At 35.1% G+C, this 21,572-nt stretch carries 24 protein-coding genes; 10 read left to right on the forward strand and 14 right to left on the reverse strand.

Going from position 1 to position 21,572, the window contains the following annotated elements; translation table 11 throughout:
- Positions 1–41: 41 nt before the first annotated feature.
- Both QWY78_RS09050 and QWY78_RS09055 read right to left on the reverse strand, forming a co-directional pair.
- On the reverse strand, positions 42–530 hold the full coding sequence (locus tag QWY78_RS09050; RefSeq protein WP_290218982.1) for a PH domain-containing protein: 489 nt from the start codon (positions 528–530) through the stop codon (positions 42–44).
- Between the two features lie 99 nt (positions 531–629).
- Entirely contained in the window at positions 630–974 is a 345-nt protein-coding gene (locus QWY78_RS09055; protein WP_290218984.1) for a phage holin family protein, read from the reverse strand.
- A 128-nt stretch (positions 975–1,102) separates the two neighbouring features.
- On the opposite strand from QWY78_RS09055, the gene QWY78_RS09060 reads away from it, so the two are divergent.
- The 6 genes from QWY78_RS09060 to QWY78_RS09085 all read left to right on the forward strand — a co-directional run bounded on the left by QWY78_RS09060 (position 1,103) and on the right by QWY78_RS09085 (position 5,323).
- Positions 1,103–2,653, forward strand: a complete 1,551-nt coding sequence (locus QWY78_RS09060; RefSeq protein WP_290218986.1) for a M20/M25/M40 family metallo-hydrolase — start codon at positions 1,103–1,105, stop codon at positions 2,651–2,653.
- 174 nt (positions 2,654–2,827) lie between these two features.
- Positions 2,828–3,265: a DUF6526 family protein gene (locus tag QWY78_RS09065; protein ID WP_290218988.1), complete on the forward strand. Its 438-nt coding sequence runs from the start codon at positions 2,828–2,830 to the stop codon at positions 3,263–3,265.
- 41 nt (positions 3,266–3,306) lie between these two features.
- Entirely contained in the window at positions 3,307–3,471 is a 165-nt protein-coding gene (locus tag QWY78_RS09070) for a phosphatidate cytidylyltransferase (protein ID WP_290218990.1), read from the forward strand.
- A gap of 76 nt (positions 3,472–3,547) precedes the next feature.
- Positions 3,548–3,856, forward strand: coding sequence for a hypothetical protein (locus QWY78_RS09075; protein WP_290218992.1), 309 nt, complete (start codon positions 3,548–3,550; stop codon positions 3,854–3,856).
- 10 nt (positions 3,857–3,866) lie between these two features.
- The gene (locus QWY78_RS09080; protein WP_290218994.1) at positions 3,867–4,601 is read left to right on the forward strand and encodes a DNA topoisomerase IB; all 735 of its coding nucleotides are present in this window, start codon (positions 3,867–3,869) and stop codon (positions 4,599–4,601) included.
- 2 nt (positions 4,602–4,603) lie between these two features.
- On the forward strand, positions 4,604–5,323 hold the full coding sequence (locus QWY78_RS09085) for a DNA-formamidopyrimidine glycosylase family protein (protein ID WP_290218995.1): 720 nt from the start codon (positions 4,604–4,606) through the stop codon (positions 5,321–5,323).
- Positions 5,324–5,387: 64 nt separating this feature from the next.
- Here QWY78_RS09085 and QWY78_RS09090 read toward each other — a convergent pair whose 3' ends face one another.
- Genes QWY78_RS09090 through QWY78_RS09100 form a run of 3 tightly spaced genes read right to left on the reverse strand, consistent with a single transcriptional unit; the run spans position 5,388 to position 7,663 of the window.
- Positions 5,388–6,197: a M48 family metallopeptidase gene (locus tag QWY78_RS09090; protein WP_290218997.1), complete on the reverse strand. Its 810-nt coding sequence runs from the start codon at positions 6,195–6,197 to the stop codon at positions 5,388–5,390.
- A 45-nt stretch (positions 6,198–6,242) separates the two neighbouring features.
- Positions 6,243–6,575, reverse strand: coding sequence for a 2Fe-2S iron-sulfur cluster-binding family protein (locus QWY78_RS09095; protein ID WP_290219000.1), 333 nt, complete (start codon positions 6,573–6,575; stop codon positions 6,243–6,245).
- A 35-nt stretch (positions 6,576–6,610) separates the two neighbouring features.
- Positions 6,611–7,663 (reverse strand): NAD(P)/FAD-dependent oxidoreductase, encoded by a 1,053-nt coding sequence (locus tag QWY78_RS09100; protein WP_290219002.1) that lies wholly within the window; start codon positions 7,661–7,663, stop codon positions 6,611–6,613.
- Between the two features lie 142 nt (positions 7,664–7,805).
- Here QWY78_RS09100 and QWY78_RS09105 point away from each other — a divergent pair, with 142 nt between their 5' ends.
- Positions 7,806–8,573 (forward strand): DUF3108 domain-containing protein, encoded by a 768-nt coding sequence (locus QWY78_RS09105; protein ID WP_290219004.1) that lies wholly within the window; start codon positions 7,806–7,808, stop codon positions 8,571–8,573.
- A gap of 120 nt (positions 8,574–8,693) precedes the next feature.
- On the forward strand, positions 8,694–11,120 hold the full coding sequence (locus QWY78_RS09110; RefSeq protein ID WP_290219006.1) for a DUF5916 domain-containing protein: 2,427 nt from the start codon (positions 8,694–8,696) through the stop codon (positions 11,118–11,120).
- A gap of 72 nt (positions 11,121–11,192) precedes the next feature.
- On the opposite strand, the gene pheS is transcribed toward QWY78_RS09110, so the two are convergent.
- The 5 genes from pheS to QWY78_RS09135 form a co-directional block, all read right to left on the reverse strand.
- A complete protein-coding gene (gene pheS / locus QWY78_RS09115) occupies positions 11,193–12,203 on the reverse strand; it encodes a phenylalanine--tRNA ligase subunit alpha (protein ID WP_290219008.1) in 1,011 nt (336 codons plus the stop codon).
- A gap of 239 nt (positions 12,204–12,442) precedes the next feature.
- Positions 12,443–13,015, reverse strand: coding sequence for an RdgB/HAM1 family non-canonical purine NTP pyrophosphatase (gene rdgB / locus QWY78_RS09120; RefSeq protein ID WP_290219011.1), 573 nt, complete (start codon positions 13,013–13,015; stop codon positions 12,443–12,445).
- Between the two features lie 53 nt (positions 13,016–13,068).
- On the reverse strand, positions 13,069–13,845 hold the full coding sequence (locus QWY78_RS09125) for a DUF1444 family protein (RefSeq protein WP_290219012.1): 777 nt from the start codon (positions 13,843–13,845) through the stop codon (positions 13,069–13,071).
- Between the two features lie 56 nt (positions 13,846–13,901).
- Positions 13,902–14,723, reverse strand: a complete 822-nt coding sequence (locus QWY78_RS09130) for a CPBP family intramembrane glutamic endopeptidase (RefSeq protein ID WP_290219015.1) — start codon at positions 14,721–14,723, stop codon at positions 13,902–13,904.
- A gap of 108 nt (positions 14,724–14,831) precedes the next feature.
- A complete protein-coding gene (locus QWY78_RS09135; RefSeq protein ID WP_290219018.1) occupies positions 14,832–15,440 on the reverse strand; it encodes a hypothetical protein in 609 nt (202 codons plus the stop codon).
- Positions 15,441–15,626: 186 nt separating this feature from the next.
- Between QWY78_RS09135 and QWY78_RS09140 the strand changes: the two genes are divergently transcribed.
- Together QWY78_RS09140 and QWY78_RS09145 are read left to right on the forward strand one after the other, a co-directional pair.
- The gene (locus QWY78_RS09140; protein ID WP_290219019.1) at positions 15,627–17,222 is read left to right on the forward strand and encodes a peptide chain release factor 3; all 1,596 of its coding nucleotides are present in this window, start codon (positions 15,627–15,629) and stop codon (positions 17,220–17,222) included.
- 130 nt (positions 17,223–17,352) lie between these two features.
- Positions 17,353–18,480, forward strand: coding sequence for a DUF4349 domain-containing protein (locus QWY78_RS09145; RefSeq protein ID WP_290219022.1), 1,128 nt, complete (start codon positions 17,353–17,355; stop codon positions 18,478–18,480).
- A gap of 102 nt (positions 18,481–18,582) precedes the next feature.
- Here the strand turns inward: QWY78_RS09145 and QWY78_RS09150 are convergent, their stop codons facing one another.
- From QWY78_RS09150 to QWY78_RS09165, 4 genes are read right to left on the reverse strand one after another with little or no spacing between them, the layout of a single operon-like run.
- Positions 18,583–19,653: a DUF2891 domain-containing protein gene (locus tag QWY78_RS09150; protein ID WP_290219025.1), complete on the reverse strand. Its 1,071-nt coding sequence runs from the start codon at positions 19,651–19,653 to the stop codon at positions 18,583–18,585.
- Positions 19,654–19,663: 10 nt separating this feature from the next.
- On the reverse strand, positions 19,664–19,906 hold the full coding sequence (locus QWY78_RS09155) for a hypothetical protein (protein ID WP_290219027.1): 243 nt from the start codon (positions 19,904–19,906) through the stop codon (positions 19,664–19,666).
- 47 nt (positions 19,907–19,953) lie between these two features.
- Positions 19,954–20,316 (reverse strand): hypothetical protein, encoded by a 363-nt coding sequence (locus QWY78_RS09160; protein ID WP_290219030.1) that lies wholly within the window; start codon positions 20,314–20,316, stop codon positions 19,954–19,956.
- 15 nt (positions 20,317–20,331) lie between these two features.
- Entirely contained in the window at positions 20,332–21,477 is a 1,146-nt protein-coding gene (locus tag QWY78_RS09165) for an acyl-CoA dehydrogenase (RefSeq protein WP_290219032.1), read from the reverse strand.
- Between the last annotated feature and the right edge of the window lie 95 nt (positions 21,478–21,572).

Genomic DNA, 21,572 nt, shown 5'->3' on the forward strand with positions numbered 1-21,572 from the left:
TAGAGTGCTACAAATATAGAAATTAAAAAAAAGACTTTTCTCTAGTCAAGAGCCTCTTTTCTTTGCGAAATCACGTTTTCGAAATCGGCAGGATTTTCGGGACTGATCATATAAATCTTACCCGAGTCTACAGTAATTTTTACTTTTTTATGAATATTCGTCACATACCAAACGTCTCGCCCATTAAAATAGCCGAAATATCCGAACACACCTCCAACACCAAATGTTCTTAGGTTCAATCCTGTTTTTTCAATTTTATCGATTGTTTCGATTTCATTGATATTAATAATAACAGAACCGAATAAGTTTTTAATTAAAATTTGATCGTCAGAGACCGCAATTCGTTTAGGAATAAAACCATACGAAATAAAAATAACGCCATACAGCAAAATAAAACTGGGTATCGAAACCGCAGGCTTTGGCGGAATAAAGAAAAGTGAAGCGATGGGAAATACGATGAGAAATAACAAAACAATAATCGTTATAGTTTTGGTCCTTCCGTCCATTTTAGCGGTACTGAATTCTTTCATATTCATTAATTTGAGCTAGATTTTACGCGATTTATTGCGTTCATTTAAATACAAAAGCGATTTAAATAGCATAAACCGCCCCATTATAATTGACTTGAATTATTCTGAAGGCGCAATAACTCCGTTAATTAATGAGGTAACCAGTGACAAGGCAATACTGAAAATAAAAGCCCACCAAAATCCATCAATCGCCATTCCGTCTACAAATTTTGCGGCCAATAAAATGACCAAAGCATTAATTACCAAAGAGAAAAACCCTAAAGTAAGAATCGTCAAAGGCAGTCCCAAGATTTTTAAAATCGGTGTGACAATCAAGTTTAAAATGCCTAAGATCAAAGCGAAAATAACCGCTGAACCAAAGCCGTCAATATGAACGCCACTCAAAATTTTGGTTAAAAAGAAAGCGACAATTGCAGTCACCAATAATCGGATAATTAAATTCATAATCTATTTTTTTATAAAATTAAAAAATTAAAGTGACTCCGCAAGAACTTATCGCCTTTTATATTTGCCCATGAACGCGAAGTTGCTTCGAATAAATTTTATTATCTTCATCGCAAAAATTATATTCAATGAAGAACTATGCTAAATTATTGATGGTTTCTACGGTTTTTGCCGTAAGCGTAAACGCACAAACCAAAGATCAAATGGTTAAATCCATCATGGATGAAACCTATCAAAACTCTCAATTGGAAACCCTTGCTTTTGAATTAATGGATGATATCGGCCCACGTTTGGTTGGAAGTCCAAAAATGCAACAAGCACATAATTGGGCGGTAAAACGCTTTCAGAATTGGGGAATCGAGGCTGAAAATGAAAAATGGGGCGAATGGAAATCTTGGGAAAGAGGTCCCTCTACCATCGAAATGATTTTACCTTATGCCAAATCAATTGAAGGAACACAATTGGCTTTCAGCCCAGCAACTTCAACCAAAGGACTCACCGCTGAGGTGGTCATGCTGCCACTTTTTAAAAACAAAGAAGAATTTAATACCTGGCTTCCAAAAGTAAAAGGAAAATTAGTGATGGTTTCGCAATACCAACCGAGCGGAAGGCCAGAATATAATTGGAAAGAATTTGCAACTCCCGAGTCTTTTGAAAAAATGAAAAAAGAATCCGCAGCCGCTTCCGAGGAATGGCGAAATTCTATCACTGCCATTGGTGAATCATCCCGGACTTTAAATTTAAAATTGGAAAAAGCCGGTGCGGCTGGAATCGTTTCTTCCTATTGGTCGAGAGGATTTGGTGTAAATAAAATATTCTCTGCTGGAACCAATACGATTCCTGTCGTCGATATTTCTTTGGAAGATTACGGGCAATTATACCGGATGATTCAGCACGGAAAAACACCTAAATTAAGAATAAACGTGCAGTCAAAAGATAAAGGAACCGCTCCTACTTTCAACACCGTTGCGGTCATCAAAGGTTCTCAAAAACCAGATGAATACGTGATTCTTTCGGCACACTTCGATTCTTGGGATGGCGGAACTGGTGCAACCGATAACGGAACCGGCGTAATCACCATGATGGAAGTTGCACGAATTCTAAAAAAATATTATCCTAATCCTAAAAGAACGATCGTTGTTGGACTTTGGGGAAGCGAGGAACAAGGTTTGAATGGCTCGCGTGGCTACGTTTGGGCACATAAAGAAAAAATGCCCAAGGTACAGGCCGTATTTAATCAAGACAACGGAACGGGCAGAATCGCAAATATTAGCGGACAAGGATTTTTGCATTCTTATGATTATGTCGGCAGATGGTTAAGTGCAGTACCAAAGGAATTAACCAAAGGAATTGAAACCTCTTTCCCTGGTTACCCAGGTGGTGGCGGATCTGATCATGCCTCATTTATTGCTGCTGGAGCACCCGCTTTTATGCTGAGTTCTTTAAGCTGGAGTTATGGCAATTATACGTGGCATACCAACAGAGACACCTACGATAAAATTATTTTCGATGATGTAAAAAGCAACGTGGCAACAATTGCCATCTTAACTTATATGGCGAGTGAAGATCCTGAAAAGGCATCCGCTGAAAGAATAAAAATGCCAAATAACCCAAGAACTGGCGAACCAATGAAATGGCCAGAAGTAAAAGAACCAACCCGAAAAGGTGGTTTTGATTAAGCTGATGTTGTACTTTTAAAAAAAGCAATTATTCATAAAAGTCGGTAATTTCTAAGCGCTTGGCGTGAAGATTTTGCCGGCTTTTCTTTTTAATAAAAATGGTAAAGTGCTCAATCATAAGGTTTTTTCATTTACTGAAGTTTAGAATGGTTAACTTTTTGATAAGAATTATTTATGAAAAATCAAAACTATATCAACCACAAAAAATTTTACGCACCCCATCATTTCGTTTATCTTCCGCTTCTTTTTATTTTACAAGTATTGGGAATTTGGAAGGTTTTTAATGATGAACCCCACCAATTAGTTTGGACTTTATTTTCGGTGGTAATCTTTCTCTTTATTTATTTAGCGCTCATGTTAAGACAGCATTACGCCCTGGGAAATCAAAATCGGATTGTACGTTTAGAATTTAAATTAAGGTATTTTGAACTATACGGAAATAGATCAGATGAAGTAGAAGCGCAACTTTCTTTCGGACAATTGGCGGCTTTGCGTTTTGCTTATGACGACGAGTTCAAAACTTTACTGACCAAAGCTCTCGAACAAAAAATATCTGGCGACGAAATTAAAAAGTCGATTTCCCGGTGGAAACCGGATCATCATCGAATATAAAAAATAACATGAAACATTTAATAACTTTAAAAATAAAAATTATGAAAAAGTATGCAATTCTTACCCTAGCAGTTTTTGCTTTATTGAGTTTAACTGGTTGCGATGCCATCGGAACGATATTTAAAGCAGGAATGTGGTGGGCGTTCTTTTTGGTTGGTGCCGTAATCGCCGTAATTTTATGGTTGTTGACCCGCGGAAAAAAATAACAGAGACTGTATGAAATCGGAAAGCTCTTCTTTAGATATAATCACCAAAATAAGTCCTTCTAAAATTTTAAAAATAATGAAGGATCCAGAAAAATCTGCATCTGCGGTCAATTTGGTATATACCAATGATAACGATACTGAAGGAATTATCCGTAAAAAAAGCGGGAAATCATTTTCCTATTTCTCGGGTCAGCAAAGAGTTATAGACAAAAACGAAATTAAGCGAATAAACGAATTGGCAATTCCTCCCGCTTGGGAAAAGGTCTGGATTTGTGCATTGCAAAACGGCCATTTACAAGCCACAGGTTTAGATGCCAAAAAGCGCAAGCAATACCGCTATCATCCGCTATCATCCGCTGTGGACCGCTTTGAGAAAGCACATTAAATTTTACCGCATGTTGCAGTTTGGTGAAATATTGCCCAAGATCCGCATGCAATTAGAACAAGATTTATCCCATGACAACTTGGATAAACGTAAGGTTCTGGCGTTGGTAGTGAGTTTAATGGAACGAACCAACATTAGAATTGGCAACTCGATTTATGAAAAATTATATGGTTCTTTTGGTTTAACCACTTTGAAGGATCGTCATGTAGACATCAAAGGTCAAAAGATAAAATTTTCTTTTAAAGGTAAAAAAGGGATTTATCATGACATTGATATAAAGCATAAAAAGCTAGCAAAAGCGGTAAAAAACTGTCGTGATATTCCAGGGAAAGAGCTCTTTCAATATTATGATGCGTACGGAAAGCGCCATCCGATAGAAAGTGGGATGGTCAATGACTATATTAAAGAAATAAGTGGTGAGAATTTTACGGCTAAGGATTTCAGAACATGGTCAGGAACTGTAAATGCTTTAATCGCTTTTAAAGAAATCGAAACCCAAAAGACGCAAGAGAATAAAAAAACTAAAATAAAAAATGCCATAGAATTGGTCGCTTGTGAATTGGGAAACACCAGTACCGTTTGTCGCAAATACTATATTCATCCGCTTGTTATAAATCTTTATGAAAATGATTCTATCAAAAAATATTTAAGCGAGTTAGATGAAATTGAGGTAGATGACGGTAAATCAGGTTTAACAAAAGAAGAACTGGTCGTGATGAAAATATTAAAAAATGAAAAACAGTAAAGATGCCAGAAGGACCAACACTCGTAGTATTTAAAAAAAAAATAGATTCATTTCAAGGAAAAATAGTTACTGAAAGTAGCGGCTATAATAATCCGTTTGCAGAAGAAATAACCGGCAAAAAATTACTCGAAGTCGATTCCTATGGAAAGTATCTTCTCCTCTATTTCGAAGATTTTTTGATCACCGTTCATTTTGGTTTATTCGGTCGTTTTTTGATTAATGACACAAAGAAAGTCAATGCTAGTTTTGCTCTTTTTTTCGATGATGAATTTATTAATTTCTATGTGGTTAGGATTAAAAAACTCGACAAAGACCATGAATTTGATCAGGGATTAAATGTATTCTCCGAACAGTATCAATTGGATAAAACACAAAGAATTTTACTCGAAAAATATGCTGATAAAAAAATTGGCGATGTTCTCTTAAATCAAGATGCTTTTCCAGGTTTGGGAAATATAATTCGGAATGAAGTTTTGTTTTTAAGTAAAATTCACCCAGAAAATGAGGTCAAGAATATCCCTTTAGCAAAAATAAAAGACTTGCTTCAATTGATTAAAGAATTTTCTAAAGCATCGGTGGAATTAATTGAACAAAAAATATGGAAATCATCTGCCTCCGTCTATCAGAAAAAAGAATGGAATGGGCTTGAAATCGTGGAATACGTGGCTCCTAAAATAAAACGAAAAACCTACCTGGTAGAAGAGATTCAAAAACTATTTTGACCTAAGAGTATTGAAAAAAAAAATCCTTCAAATTGAATGAAGGAATTATTTCTTTTTAAAAAAATTACTTTGTTAACTTTGTTTTTGGTAAGGTAACCTCGCCTGGATCAACCCAAACCCCATCTTTTTCTGCTCTTTTCATAATTATTTTTGCACGTTGTTCACTATCTGGATGGGAACTCATCATTTTTTGATAGGAACTTGCTTTTTCACCACTTCCTAGTAAAGCTAGTTTTTTAAAAGCGGTATAGGCGCCTACAACATTATAGCCGTGTTTTTTCATAAAATCATAGGAATAATCATCAGCTTGGCTTTCCTGTTTTTTGCTGTGTTTTGCATTCAACAAATCATTCGCAAATTCTCCTAATTGACTCTCATTTAAGGTCTGAACCGTATTAGAAGAAGCAGAAGCAGCGTCAACAGCTGCTGCGCGGAGGTAAGCATTTTTTACCGCATCTTTGGAATCCTCATTCTTTACATGACCAATTTCATGGCCGATAATTGCTAATAGTTCATCATCATTCATAATATCCATTAATGAAGAAAAGACGCGTACACTACCATCTGCCGCGGCAAAGGCATTGATGTCGGTAACTAAATAAACTTTGTAATTTAAGGGTAACCCGTCTTCATTTTTGTGTTTTGCAAATAATTTGTTCAACCGAACGGTATACGGATCTTTGGTGCTTGCAACTTTATTATTCGCATCCATCCAATCGACTCCTTCTTTTGCTAATTTTTGAGCATCTGCATTTGAAAATGATAAGGCTGTAATCCCTTTTGAGGCAGCTTTTGTCATTTTACCAAGATTAATTTGTCCGTGAACGGTCCACCATGAACCGATAACAATTACTGCGCTAATTACTTTTTTCATATTTGTAGTTTTGGTTTTTTAGATTGGGTAAAAATATAAGAGGTATTAAGGGTAAGGCGCTATAACCACTTCCAAGCCATCAATTTCGGAGGTGATGTGAATCTGGCAGCCAAGTCGGCTATTTTCTAAAACATGAAAAGCTTCGCTTAACATTGCATCTTCTTCTGCACCCATTTCGGTGAGCTTATCTGAACCTTTCAGCACATAAACTTGACACGATGCACACATCGCCATTCCACCACAAACCCCGATGGTTCCTTCTTCTGCTAACTCGTACGAACGAATTACTTCCATCAAATTCATCGACATATCAGTGGGTGCAACCACTTCGTGCACATCACCGTTTCGAGCTGTAATTTTAAGATTAATATCCTGCATGGTCTTATTCTAAGTACTTTTTTTAAGGGTTTTATTTAATCGATTTTCATTACCACTGCTTTCTCGGCTTCTTTACGGCTTCCATCGAAACCGTCAATTCCGCTAACAGTCGTATATTTCAAGACGAATTTTTTACCAGGATTCAGCATGTTGTAAATACTTTGACACATCAATGTAGCTTCGTGGAAGCCACATAAAATCAATTTTAATTTTCCAGGATAGGTATTAATATCACCAATCGCATAGACCCCCGGAATATTGGTTTGATAGTCTAGGGCATTATTCACAACGATGGCGTTTTTCTCGATTTGCAATCCCCAATTTCCTAAATCTCCTAATTTTGGCGTTAAACCAAAAAGTGGAATAAAGTAGTCGGTTTCAATATCAAAAGTTTCTCCTTCTTTTACAACGGTAATGGCATTCAATTTCCCGTCGCCTTTTAAGCCAATTACTTCGGCAGGCGTCATCATCTGAATTTTTCCATGATCTTTTAAAGCCTGAACTTTTTCTACAGAATCAAGTGCACCTCGGAATTCATTTCGACGGTGAATTAAAGTAACTTCGCTTGCAATTTCTGCGAGAAAAATACTCCAATCCAAAGCAGAATCACCACCTCCAGCGATTACCACTTTTTTATTTCTAAAATGTTCTGGTTCTTTAATGAAATATTCCACCCCTTTTTCTTCATAATCTGCCAGGTTTTCCAGCAGGGGTTTTCTTGGTTCAAAAGTTCCCAATCCTCCCGCAATTGCAACTGCTTTGGCACGGTGGATTGTTCCTTTATTCGTAATTACTTCAAATGTTCCGTCTTCTAATTTGGTTAAAGTTTGGGCCGTTTCTCCCAAGGTAAATCCCGGTTGAAACTGTTTAATTTGCTCCATTAAATTATCAACCAAATCCCCCGCATTGATGGAGGGAAATCCTGGAATATCAAAAATAGGTTTCTTTGGATACAGCTCTGTTAATTGACCGCCTGGTTGCGGAAGAGCATCGATGAGATGACATTTTAATTTTAATAAACCTGCTTCAAAAACAGCAAAAAGTCCGGTTGGGCCGGCTCCAATAATCAATATATCTGTCGTAATCATTAATCTAAATTTTTGGAAATAATCTTACAAATTTACAAAAATTAAAAGAATCGAGCAGAGCAGTTTTGTGATTTATATCATAAGATTAACAGTTTAAACGAATGTTTTATATTTGTGGCAAATTATTTGCAAAAGCATACGCATGAAAAAGATTTTATTATTACTTATCCTATTATCGGTAACTTTTGGAAAAGCCCAGAAACTCCAAAACATCCAATCAGGTGAGAAACTAAGTTACCGCATTCATTATGGACTTTTAAATGCAGGTATCGCCAATTTGACAACGTTAAAAACCACGTATAAGGGACAACCCCATTATTATGTAAAAGGCTATGGTAAGACCACCGGAGCGGTTCGTGCATTTTTTAAAGTAGAAGATCATTATGAAAGTTTTATAAATTATAACACGGGATTACCTAGTTTTTATGTGAGAAATGTACGAGAAGGATCGTACACACAACATTTCGAAACCGTTTTTAACCATGGTAATCAAACGCTTTTATTGACAGATAAAGAAAAGAACACTACGAAATCCGTTAATTCAGTCGCAGGAATTCAGGACATGTTGTCTGCTTTTTATTACTTAAGAAGTTTGGATAACAGCGAGTTGAAAGTTGGAAGCATAAAAAAATTAAATATTTGGATCGATGATGAAATGTTTCCTTTTCAATTAAAAGTGGTGGGAATTGAGAATGTGAAAACGAGATTTGGTTACATCAATACCCTTAAAATTGTTCCTCAGGTATTGAGCGGAAGAGTTTTTAAAGATAAAGAAGGGGTTACCCTGTGGGTAAGTAATGATAAAAACCACGTTCCAATTGCCATCAAAGCGGAGTTGGCTGTTGGTTCCTTGAAAGCTGATATTGATTCGTATTCGAACGTAAAATATCCTCTAGCGTTTTCAAAATAAAATGTAAAAAATCAAAAGATAAATTCACTATAAAACGGACTACGGTTCGTTTTTTTTTATAAAAAAAATATAAAAATGTAACAAAACCATACAAAGCTTTGTCTTATTTAAAAATATTCCATGAAATTTTACGCTGTTATTTTGATATTGATGATTACCAATCAACTTTTCTACACTCAGGTCACAGAAAATGACAGCATTACCCGTAAAAAAATAGCGGCTGTTAAAATTACACAAGCTCCGAAAATTGATGGTATTTTAGATGAAGAGGTTTGGCAAAATGCAATGATTGCCACTAATTTTATTGAGCGACGACCTCAAAACGGAGTTCCTATTTCAAATTCTTTCAGAACCGAAGTGAAGGTGTTGTATGACGATACGGGCGTTTATTTCGGTGCCATCTTATTTGATGAAAATCCAGCAAAGATTGCTCATGAATTAACGGAAAGAGACCAAATTGAAATGGACGATATTTTTGGAGTAACCATTAATGGCTATAACGACCATCAACAAAGTTTAGAGTTTTTGGTCTTACCGAATGGCGTTCAAATCGATGCTAAAATCACCAACGATGTGGGTGAAGATATGAGCTGGAACGCGGTTTGGTATTCCGCAGCCAAAATCACCGATAATGGCTGGATTGTAGAGATGAAAATCCCCTATTCAGAATTGCGATTCCCCAATAAAAACATTCAGCAATGGGGAATTAACTTCTTAAGACATGTCAACAGGACAAGCACCATGTATGATTGGAATTTTGTGGACAATAAAAAAGGATCTTACATGCTGTATGACGGCGTTTTAGAAGGAATTGAAAATATTAATCCTCCAACAAGACTTTCCTTTTTACCCTATTTCTCTACTTATTTGAATAATTATGAGGGGAAAACAACCGCCAATTTAAATGGTGGAATGGATGTGAAATATGGAATTAATGATGCTTTTACATTGGATCTCACTTTAATTCCAGATTTCGGACAGGCATCTTTCGACCGATCTGAACTGAATCTTTCCCCCTTCGAGCAGCAATTTGAGGAACAACGCTCGTTCTTTACCGAAGGAACAGAACTGTTTAGCAAGGGCGATTTGTTCTATTCTAGACGGGTTGGTGGAAATCCATCCAGAGATCCCGAGGTAAATGCGGACGAAACTATTTTAGAAAATCCCGATAAAGTAAAATTATTCAATGCACTAAAAATCTCCGGAAGAACCAATAAAGGACTTGGAGTTGGTTTCTTTAATGCCGTTACAGAAAAAACAGAAGCGGTGATTAAAAATGGGATTACGGGTGAAATAAGAAAAGAAACCACCGAGCCGTGGGCGAATTATAATGTCTTTGTTTTGGATCAAAGATTTAGCGGAAATTCTTCGGTATCATTTGTTAATACAAATGTGACCAGAAATGGGGAGTTCCGCGATGCTAATGTTACAGCATTACTTTTTGATATTAATAACAAGAAAAACACCTACAATTATTATGGATCCTCAAAAGCGAGTTTTGTGCTGCAAGATGGCACAAAATCAGGGAACGAAAGCGCACTGGGTTTTAACAAGGTTTCGGGCGAAAATCGGTTTGGCGCCAACTATTTTATACGCACTAAAGAGTTTGACATCAATGATTTAGGATATCTGAATCAAACTAATTTTCATCGTCTGAATGCGAAGTATTCTTACCGATTTTTACAGCCAAAAGGAGATTTAAATATTTTGAATTATAATTTAACGATCACACATACCAGAAGATTAGATAACGATCTGTTTACCGAGCTGATACTTCATAACAGTATTGAAATGCAAACGAAAAAATATTTTAATTTCGGTGGAGGCTTGATGATTTGGCCGATCGGAAAAAATGACATTTTTGAACCTCGAACAGATGGTAGATTCTTAAAAGTTCCTGCCATGATAAATTCATGGATTTTTATTAATACCGACAGTCGCAAGAAATTTCGAATAAACACCTATATCGACTATTACGCTTTTGATGAAAAAGGACGATACGAGTTGGATTATAATTTTAATCCCAGTTACAAATTTTCTGATCATCTTCGGTTTTATTATAATGCAAATATCAATTATGAAAACAATGATAAAGGCTTTGTTGGGAAAATAGAAGGTGATATTTTTATGGGCAAGCGAAACCGTTTTACGGTAGAAAACGCCATCACATCACAATATACTTTTAACAATAAAATGGCTTTGAATTTATCTTTCCGACATTATTTCTCGGAAGTTACTTACAAAGATTTCTCAACTTTAAATAGGGATGGCGGCACGACTGACACTCACCTTTTCAGCGAAAACAGAGATGGAACTTTCAATTCCTGGAATGTTGATTTGCGTTATTCTTGGTGGTTTGCGCCGGGAAGTCAGTTGACACTACTCTATCGAAATGCAGTAGGCAACTATCTCAATGAGTCGAAAATTGGTCTTAAAAATAATTTTGACCGTCTTTTTCAAGAGCCGATGGTGAATAATATTTCTCTAAAACTAACCTATTACATCGATTATAATCAGGCGAAACATTGGTTTAAAAAAAAGAATTAAGAAGGTTAGATTAAAGCAAAAAAACCGCTTCAAATAAAATTGAAACGGTCTTTTTATAATTTACATCAATGTTTACAGCGATTTAAACTGGTCCAACATTCTTTTATCATTTTCAAAAAACATTCTGATGTCGCTCATTTGGTACATCAGCATAGCGATTCTTTCGATTCCCATTCCGAAGGCATACCCGGAGTATTTGTCTGGATCAATATTAACATTGGTTAAAACAGCAGGATCTACCATACCACAACCCATAATTTCTAACCATCCCGTTCCTTTGGTAATTCTGTAATCGGTTTCTGAATTTAAACCCCAATACACGTCGACTTCTGCACTTGGTTCTGTAAAAGGGAAATATGAAGGTCTTAATCTAATTTTAGACTTTCCGAAAAGTTCAGTTGTAAAAAACTGAATGGTTTGCTTTAAATCGGCAAAACTCACATTTTGATCAATATATAACCCTTCAATTTGATGAAAAATACAGTGCGAACGTGAAGAAATCGCTTCATTTCTGAAGACTCTTCCGGGCGATAAAATTCTCATTGGCGGTTGATTTTCTTCCATATATCGAATCTGAACGGAAGAGGTATGTGTTCGCAATAACAAATCAGGATTCGTTTCAATGAAAAAAGTATCCTGCATATCACGTGCGGGATGATATTCTGGAAGATTTAAGGCGGTAAAATTATGCCAATCATCTTCAATCTCTGGTCCGTCTGCCACTGCAAAACCAATGGATTTAAAGATTTCGATAATTCTGTTTTTTACCAAATTAATGGGATGGCGGGTTCCTAATTCTGAGGGAAAACCTGGTTTGGTCAAATCATCTTTTTCAACGAAGATCGTAGCAATGTTGGCGTTTTTTAAAACCTCTAATTTCGCTTCTACCGCTTGTTTCAGTGTATTAATTTTTTGTCCGAATTCTTTTTTCTGCTCGTTTGGAACTTCTTTAAACTGCGCCAAAACATCATTAATCAACCCTTTTTTACCACTGAATTTAATGCGGAATTGTTCAATCTCTTCTTTACTTGTCGAACTGAAATTTCCTACTTCAATCAATAATTCCTCAATCTTTTCTAACATTTCTTTAAATATAATTGGATGCAAAAATACGATTTTTCAATGAAATATTTTTAACACGCTATGACTAAAATTTTGTTGTGGAAAATGAAGAAACCGCGGATGAACGTATAATGATTAAATTGCAAAATTTGTGCTAGAAAAAGCACACCGATTTATTCTAAAATTTGAAACATAACTACGAAGTTTTAAAGAACTTTGTAAAGTCTTTGCCAGTAAATTCAGGTATTTGTTGCGAAAAATTATTTCATAAAATCTAAAAATTTTTCGATGGCTTTTTTCCGATGGCTGATTTTATTTTTGTCTTCGGCTTTCATTTCGGCAAAGGTCATTTGGTAATGATCGGGAACAAAGATGGGGTCATATCCAAATCCTTGTTCTCCCCGAATTTCTTGGGTTAAATCACCATAAACGCGGCCTTCAAAATAATTTTCGCCGGATTCGTCAACCAAACACATTACCGTCACGAAATAGGCCTTTCGGTTTTGCTGATCTTTCAATTCCGCTAAAACTTTCGCCATATTTTTGCTAAAATCATGATTTCCAGCGTAGCGAGCAGAATAAATTCCCGGTCGTCCGTCTAGTGCGTCAACGACCAAACCAGAATCATCGCCCAAACTTGGCTTACCCGTTTTATTAAAACAATATTGTGCTTTGATCAAGGCGTTGGCGTGAAAAGTATGGCCATCTTCTACAATTTCATCATGAATATCATAGTCTGTGAGAGAAGTAACCTTGAATTTCTCCCCTAAAATTTGCTGAATTTCTTCTTTTTTATGTGCGTTATGCGTAGCGATAAGAATTTCCTTTTTCATAAGTAATGGGTAAGCAGTATGGAGTAATTGAGTTGTGTATTTAAATTCTATTTTTACAATATTTCAAATTTACGATTTACAAATTCGAAAATTTTATCTGAAACCAAATGATCTCCCGTTTGGAAAATATGGTTAATTCTTTCTCTTATTAGTAGTAGATTTTCTTCATCTTCACTTCCGGTAATTAAAATAACATCGCGGGCGGGAATTCCGATGATTAAATTTCCTTTTACAGGAAAATTATCTTTCGACCATATATCCAATAAAATCAAACTCGTTTCGTAATTCCCATCAATGGTCAACATAAAATAATCTTCCTCACCATGTCTTTCTATATTGATTGAATTTTCTAAATTTTCAATCGCTTTTGATTTTAAATCGGTGAAACTAATGTTTAAAGTGGCTAAATCTTCTTTATTTAAATAACTAATATTGGTTTCTGAATCTTCAACATAGAAAATAAAAAGTTCTTCGTTGTATTTTTCAAATATAATATGCTGTTCAAAATCTGGATTTATTTCTTTTAAATGCGCTACAAATCTATAATCTTTTATAACAGGCAAAATATCATTAATATTGATGTTCTCATCTGATTTAAAGTAGAGGGAATTTGAAGTATTTAAATATCGTGTGATGATTTCTTCTAATTCTTCTGGTTCACCTAAATATTCTTTATAAGCATTATCCAAAAAATGCTTGAAATCTGAATTTACATCATATTCTGTTTGAATTTCTAAACCCTCAATTTTCGCAATTTTTAATCCAGCAACTTTATGAACTAAACGACTGGCAAAGAATTCTGCAAATAAGAGTTCAGATAATAATTTCATTTTTTATTCAGATTAAATTAAACTTTATTAAAGTCTGAAAATTGAACAAAGAGAAGTTAAATTTGAGTTAACCTTTCCGGATATTTCTTTAAAAACAAGATAAAAAAAACAGCAAAAAGCACAACTCCCACTCCTAATATTTGAATTTCAGAAATTTTAAAGGTAGTACCGAAACTATCGGTACTCACATAGAAAATTAAAAGAGAAGAGACCAGATTGTTAAAAGCATGCAGTAGAATTGGCAAAAGCAAGGATTTCGTTTTGTAATAAACCAACCCCAAAACTGAACCCAGTAAAACCGCACCTATAAATTGCCAAGGATTTCCATGAACGAGTCCAAAAAAGAAAGCAGAAATTAAGATTGCTTTCCAAGGTTTTACGCCTTTATTAAGCAACCCTTTTTGAATAATTCCACGGAATATAATTTCTTCAATGATGGGTGCAAATAAAACTGTTAAAACGATGGTTGCAAATTGATCTGAAATCAGAAAATTCATTTGTAGACTAAATTTCTGATAAAGATCCCCCAAATACTTTCCCTCTATTGGAACTAAACTTGTGAAAAACTCGGAAACCAACATCATCCCAAACATCATGGGAAAAATCAAAACATAGGTTTGAAAATCTTTTGGGGAGAGATTAAAAAATAGTTTTTTATTCTCGGGTTTTAGTTTGAAAAACTCAAAACAAAATATAGGAAAAACAAAGATGACAGGATAAGACAATAAATTAAAAAACATATTGGCTGTTAAATCTTCATTAAAATATTTTAATGAAAAATCTACAACCAATCCCAATAAAAGTGCAATAAATAAAAATGAAAATACTAAAACTGATATGCCTTTGCCATCCAATTTAAATTGGTTTTTTTTCTCCATTCGAAATAAATTTCAACAAAGATAAATTAAAATTGAAGATAGTTTTGATGAAACAACTCGAAATTTGGCGTAAGTAAAAATGCAAAGTTCATTTCCACCTAAAAAGTATTATTTACGAAGAATTTCTTTCAGATAAATTTTAAAATCAAGTTGCATGTAGGTAATAAAAGGGAAACCTCCTCCATCAGTAAAACGAATTGCTTTAGAACCATCACTATTTTCCATTATTGAACCATCTAAGAAATAAGCAGTTCCGTTGATATTTTTAATCCATCTTATATACGTTGAATTATTTTTCGGACTGGTATCACCTTCCAAAGTTGTAAAATTTTCTGCCGGAGAATTTACGCCTTTCAATAAAAAATCAGCACTTCCTTTTTCCGCAGCATCCATCATTTTTTTACTGGCGAAAACAGAAGTTTGGTTCGTTAAATCTATTTTTCCACCAGAAAATCGATTGTACATTGCAAAAGAATTTTTCAGCGCATCAGCAGTAATGGCAATAGTACCTGTTTTGTTGATCGGTTCTGTCATTTTATACTCAAATGTAACTCCTGTGGCACTTAATTTTGTAGGCATTACGATGAAATCATATTCCATATTGCCCGCTTCAACTTGATACACGAGTTGATCACCAACTTGCATTTTATAAGCAATTTGAGAAAATAACAATAAATTGGAAAACATTAAGACGGATAGAATTATAAATTTTTTCATTTGTAAAGGTTATTTAATTTTAAAGAGAATGAATTTTTCAGAAGTAAATTTATAATTTATTTTTAATTAAATTTTTTTTCTTTGCTTATTTTAAAATGGATTAAAAAAAGCGATTAATTTAGCCCACCAAACAACCGTTTTCATTTTCGGTAAAAAAAAACGATTTTTGCAGTCTCAAATTTAATTATGTCAGATCTACTCAAAGAAATAGGAAAAAGAAAAACCTTCGGAATTATCGCCCACCCTGATGCTGGAAAAACGACGCTTACAGAAAAGCTTTTGCTTTTTGGAGGTGCAATTCAAGAAGCTGGTGCCGTAAAATCGAATAAAATTAAGAAAGGAGCGACTTCCGATTTCATGGAAATTGAAAGACAGCGTGGAATTTCTGTGGCAACTTCTGTTTTGGCGTTTGAATACAAAGGTCATAAAATCAATATTTTAGATACGCCAGGTCACAAAGATTTTGCCGAAGATACCTATCGAACTCTAACGGCGGTAGATTCAGTAATCGTGGTTGTAGATGTTGCAAAAGGAGTTGAGGAACAAACTGAAAAATTGGTTCAGGTATGTAGAATGCGAAATATTCCGATGATTGTTTTCATCAATAAATTAGACCGTGAAGGAAAAGACGCTTTCGATTTATTGGATGAAGTGGAGCAAAAACTAGGATTAACCGTTGTGCCACTTTCCCTACCGATTGGTATGGGCGGAGATTTTCAAGGAATTTATAATATTTGGGAAGATAATATTCAGTTATTTTTAGAAGAGAAAAAACAAAGGGTTGGCGAGGCAATTAAGTTTGATGATATCAAGGATCCCAAAATTGATGAAGCAATCGGTGAAAAAGCTGCAGCTACCTTGCGTGAGGAACTGGAGTTGATTCAGGAAGTGTATCCTAAATTTAATCGGGAAGATTATATGAACGGCGATTTACAACCGGTTTTCTTCGGTTCTGCCTTAAATAATTTCGGGGTGCGCGAGTTGCTTGATGCATTCATCGAAATCGCGCCAAATCCACAACCAAAGGAAAGTGATACGCGAATGGTCTATCCAGAAGAAAAAGATTTTACAGGATTTGTTTTTAAAATCCATGCCAATATGGATCCGAAACACCGCGACCGATTGGCTTTCGTGAAAATCGTTTCGGGAACTTTCAAAAGAAATGAAAACTATTTATTGGTTAGAGAAAATAAGAAAATGAAATTTTCATCACCAAACGCTTTCTTTGCCGATAAAAAAGAAGTGGTTGATGAAAGTTTTCCAGGTGATATCGTTGGACTCCACGATACAGGAAATTTCAGAATTGGTGATACATTAACGGGTGGTGAAAAATTGAGTTTCAAAGGAATTCCGAATTTCTCACCGGAACATTTCAGATACATTAATAATGATGATCCGCTAAAAGCGAAACAATTAGCCAAAGGAATCGATCAATTAATGGATGAAGGTGTGGCGCAATTATTTACGCTGGAAATGAACAATAGAAAAATTATTGGAACAGTTGGAGCGCTTCAATACGAAGTTATTCAATACCGTTTGGAACATGAATATGGTGCAAAATGTACCTATGAACCACTTTCCATACATAAAGCTTGTTGGATTGAAGCCGATGAAAAGTCCGAAGAATTCAAAGAATTTGCCCGTTTAAAACAGCGATTTATGGCGAGAGATAAATACGGACAGCTGGTATTTTTGGCTGATTCTTCATTTACAATCCACATGACACAAGAGAAGTTTCCAAATGTAAAATTGCATTTCATCAGTGAATTTAAGCAAGATTAATTTGTAAAGTTTTTGTAAATTGATTTGCAAAATACAGATAAAGAGACTTTTACATATTGTAAAGGTCTTTTTTTATTTTTAAGGGAATGCTATTTGATTATCTTGCACCGATTAAAATTTAAAAATCAAAATGAAAAAAATATTTGCCACGCTCATGCTGATCTCTGTTTTAAATTCTTGCAGCAAACAGGAATTTTCCGAGGCAACGAATTCTATAAAAAAAGCCGACAGTCTTTTTATGAAAGCCAATGATGGTTTAAAAACCTTGGATTCTATTTCTAAACGAGTGAATGATTCCAATGGAATTGCGAGAAAAGTAGTCCTTCCGGAAATCGAAAAACAAAGCAAAAAAATCGACAGCACCTTGAAATCAGGTAGTTGGAAAATAGATTCCATTAATAAAGATATTGCAGAAATTACGAAGAACATAAAAGTCGGAACAGAGGTTGCGTCAACATTAGACTCTGCTAATCAAGCTTTACAAAAAGGCGAAAATGTGATTTCAGTTTTAAGTAAAACTGCTGATAAAATTCTAAATCAAACACGTGCCAAAACACAGCCTCAAAATATTCCCAAAGAAGAATCTAACCCAAAAATGCAAAACAATCCGGTAATTGCACTACCAGTTATCGAGAAGAGTCCCATTGTCAAAACAGCGGTATTAGAAATTGAAGTTGCAGATATCAACCAAGCAAAAGCGATTTTAAAACAAAAAATTAGGGAAAATAATGCCGATTTGGTTTCTGAAAATTTCAGCCAAAAAGAAGGATTTGAACGTGAATATTTGACGGCGAAAGTTCCGCTCTATAATTTTGATCAATTGGTTTCTAGCCTTGCCAATGAACTTGGAGCAGTGAAATCTAAAAGCACAGAAAGTGAAGGAATAGATTATGTTTCCGGCCAAATGTGTGACCTCGAAATTACTTTAGTTAAAAAAGAAAACCTTACATCAAATCAATTAGTTACCGATGATACAATTGGAGAATCTGATTCGTTTAGCGCAAAATTTTCATCGGCTTTTATGAGTGGATTTAAAATATTGGGTGATTTTATGCTTGTAATCCTACCCTTTTGGCCGGTCTTTATTATCGCTGGATTGGTTTTCTATTTTGTACGCAAAAGCAAGAAAAATAAAGAGTTGAAAGCTCTGGAAAATCAATTTACAAATTCAGCTCAACAAACAGAAATTAGAAGTCCAGAAGAAAATGATGAAGATTCGGGAGAACCAGATTATTCAAAATATTTACCAAAAAAATAGGAAATTTTGCCTTCGTTTTAGCTAAAGCGTTTTGGTTTTAACACAAAAAAACGGGCCAAAGCCCGTTCTTATTTTTAGATTAATTCATTTTTAGCTAGCAAATTACTCTTCACTTAAAGCATACACAGCAAAGCTTGCGAGCCAATGATCACCGCCATAATTCCCTTGAAAAAGCAAAGGCAAGGCATTGGCTAGAAATTGATCTGCGGTCGTGGAAAGCTGCTTTTTAAGCGGGTGATTTTCGGGTAAAGATTTCGAAATCCCTTTCATCGTCCATGCTCTGCTAAACGATAGTCCGACCAAATGAACGGTTTGGAAATCATTAATATCGCTGATGATCGGAATTTGCGAAATATTCGCAATACTTCGTTTCTCGTAAAATTGATTAAACCATTTTGCAAATTCTTTTTGCGGCAAAATTCTACGCATTAAATCTGCAATTTCAAGACTTGGAGAAAAGAAATCACTTCCATCTGGTTCAAGATAGGCGGGCGTTTTTTGATCTTTTAAATAAAAGTATTTTGCTTTTTCTACCAATTGATTTTCGAAAATATGATCATTCGATTTTCGGGCCCAATCAATCGCAAATGCCATGGCAAAAGCAGAATTTGGGTGAACTCCGGTTCGGTTAGGATAGGTTTGTTTGGGTAAATAAGTTTTCCAAAGCCTCAGGATTTCACCGGTTAAAGGTTTTAAGTTCTGATGCCAGATTTTCGCTTTCGGATGATTCCAAGTCATGAGTTCCTCATCTAATTTCAATAACCACGCCCAACCGTAGGTTCGCTCAAAGTTGGCAGAGATTGCATATTTTGTAAAATAAGCGGCTTCTTCTTTTATTTTTTCCGGGTTGAAAGACGCTTCTAATAAGTCTAAAACTTCCTTTTCATTGGCCAATTTTGGTTTCGATTTTAATAGTCGAACCAACATCCAATGGCCATGCACAGAAGAATGCCAATCAAAACAACCATAAAAACTTGGATGCAATTCTACGGGAGTTAAGGTAGCTTCTTTTTCATTATTAATGATATGAGCTGTTTTATTGGGATATTCTTGATGAATGCATTTTAGTGGTTTCTCGGCCAATTTAGCAGCCATATCATCTGTGAATTTTGGAACGAGTTGAGCGTTTACAGCAAAACCAACAAAGACTGCAATTGAAAAAAGTTTCTTCATTTTGATGTTCTTAATAATTCAATTTTCCAGTCGTTAATAAATAGTAGAAAATTCCGGCACCGAAAAACAACACCAAATATATAATCACCAATATTCTTTGCTTTTTTAAGGCAGATAAAACCAATAGTCCTAAAATTCCCGTGACTAAAACAATGAGTTTGTGCATGGGTTCTTCAATAAACATTGACCCAGCAATTAAGGCGAGTGATAAAAAGTGAAAAATTCTTTCCTTTTGTAATATATATTCTTTCATGTTCTAAAAATAAGAAATCCTTTCAGATTGCTGAAAGGATTTCTTATTTATTTCATGTTGACTACTTTATCAACTACATATTTTGTATTACCACGCCATGGGATGGCTCCATTGTATTCTTTATAATGCAAATCGAATTGCTTACCACTGTTTTCTTCTAGTTGTTTAAAGACTGCTTCATTTTCAACTGAAAATTCAAATTCATAGCTGGTAAGTCCACCGGTTTTACCGCGTCCAAAACCTTCTTGAATGAGTTTTCCTTCGTAGGTTTTAAAAATATATCCTTTCTTGTTTGCGTAGTTAAGATAACCAGACTTTACTCCTTCCGCAAAAACAAAAAAATATTTATACCAGACAAAAACGCCCAATACGAGCAATACAGCGAGTACAATGATCCCAACTTTTTTCATGGTTTATTTATTTTATTAACTATTTTTAGCGATACTTCTCGAAATTACAATTCTCTGAATTTCTGAGGTTCCCTCATAAATCTGCGTAATTTTGGCATCACGCATCATTCTTTCTACGTGATATTCTTTCACATAACCGTAACCTCCGTGAATTTGCACTGCTTCAATGGTCGTATCCATCGCTACCTGTGAGGAATACAATTTGGCCATCGCTCCTATTTCAGAAATATCTTTTCCTTCGTCTTTTTCTACCGCTGCTTTATAACATAACATTCTAGCCGCCATAATCGAGGTTGCCATATCGGCTAATTTAAATGCAATCGCTTGGTGATTGATGATTTCTGTTCGGAAAGCTTTTCTGGTTTTTGCATATTTCAAGGCCAATTCATAGGCACCAGAGGCAATTCCTAAGGCTTGCGAAGCGATTCCAATTCTACCCCCGTTTAAAACGGCCATCGCGAAATTAAATCCAAAACCATCTTCTCCGATTCGGTTTTCTTTAGGCACTTTTACATCTGTGAACAGTAAAGAATGCGTGTCGGATCCGCGAATTCCTAATTTATCTTCTTTAGGTCCGATTTGAAAACCTGCCCATCCTTTTTCAACAATAAAAGCGTTGATCCCTTTGTGCTTTTTTTCTGGATCCGTTTGAGCAATCACGATATAGTATGTTGCATTCCCTCCGTTGGTAATCCAGTTTTTTGTACCATTTAAGATATAATGATCACCTTTGTCAACGGCTGTGGTTTGTTGTGAAGTTGCATCTGACCCAGCTTCTGGTTCAGATAAAGCGAATGCACCAATTACTTCGCCACTTGCTAGCGGTTTTAGGTATTTCATCTTTTGCTCTTCGTTGCAATATTTTTCTAATCCAGCGCAAACCAATGAGTTGTTAACCGACATTACTACGGCAGCAGAGGCATCTACTTTTGCGATTTCTTCCATAGCAAGAACATAGGAAATACTGTCCATACCGGCTCCGCCATATTTAGGATCCACCATCATTCCGAGCAATCCTAATTCTCCCATCTTTTTTACCTGTTCGTGCGGAAACTTCTGTGCGTTGTCTCTTTCTATAACTCCTGGTAAAAGTTCAGCTTGTGCAAAATCTCTTGCTGCCTGCTGAATCATCAACTGTTCTTCAGATAAATTAAAATTCATAAAGTTTAAAAATTGTTTGGTGGTAAAAATACAATAATTCTAAAACTTAAAAAATTTATTTAAAACATAGTTTAAAATAGTTATTGCGGGTTTAA

It is taken from the genome of Kaistella yonginensis (assembly GCF_030409525.1).
GTDB classification, from domain to species: Bacteria; Bacteroidota; Bacteroidia; order Flavobacteriales; family Weeksellaceae; genus Kaistella; species Kaistella yonginensis.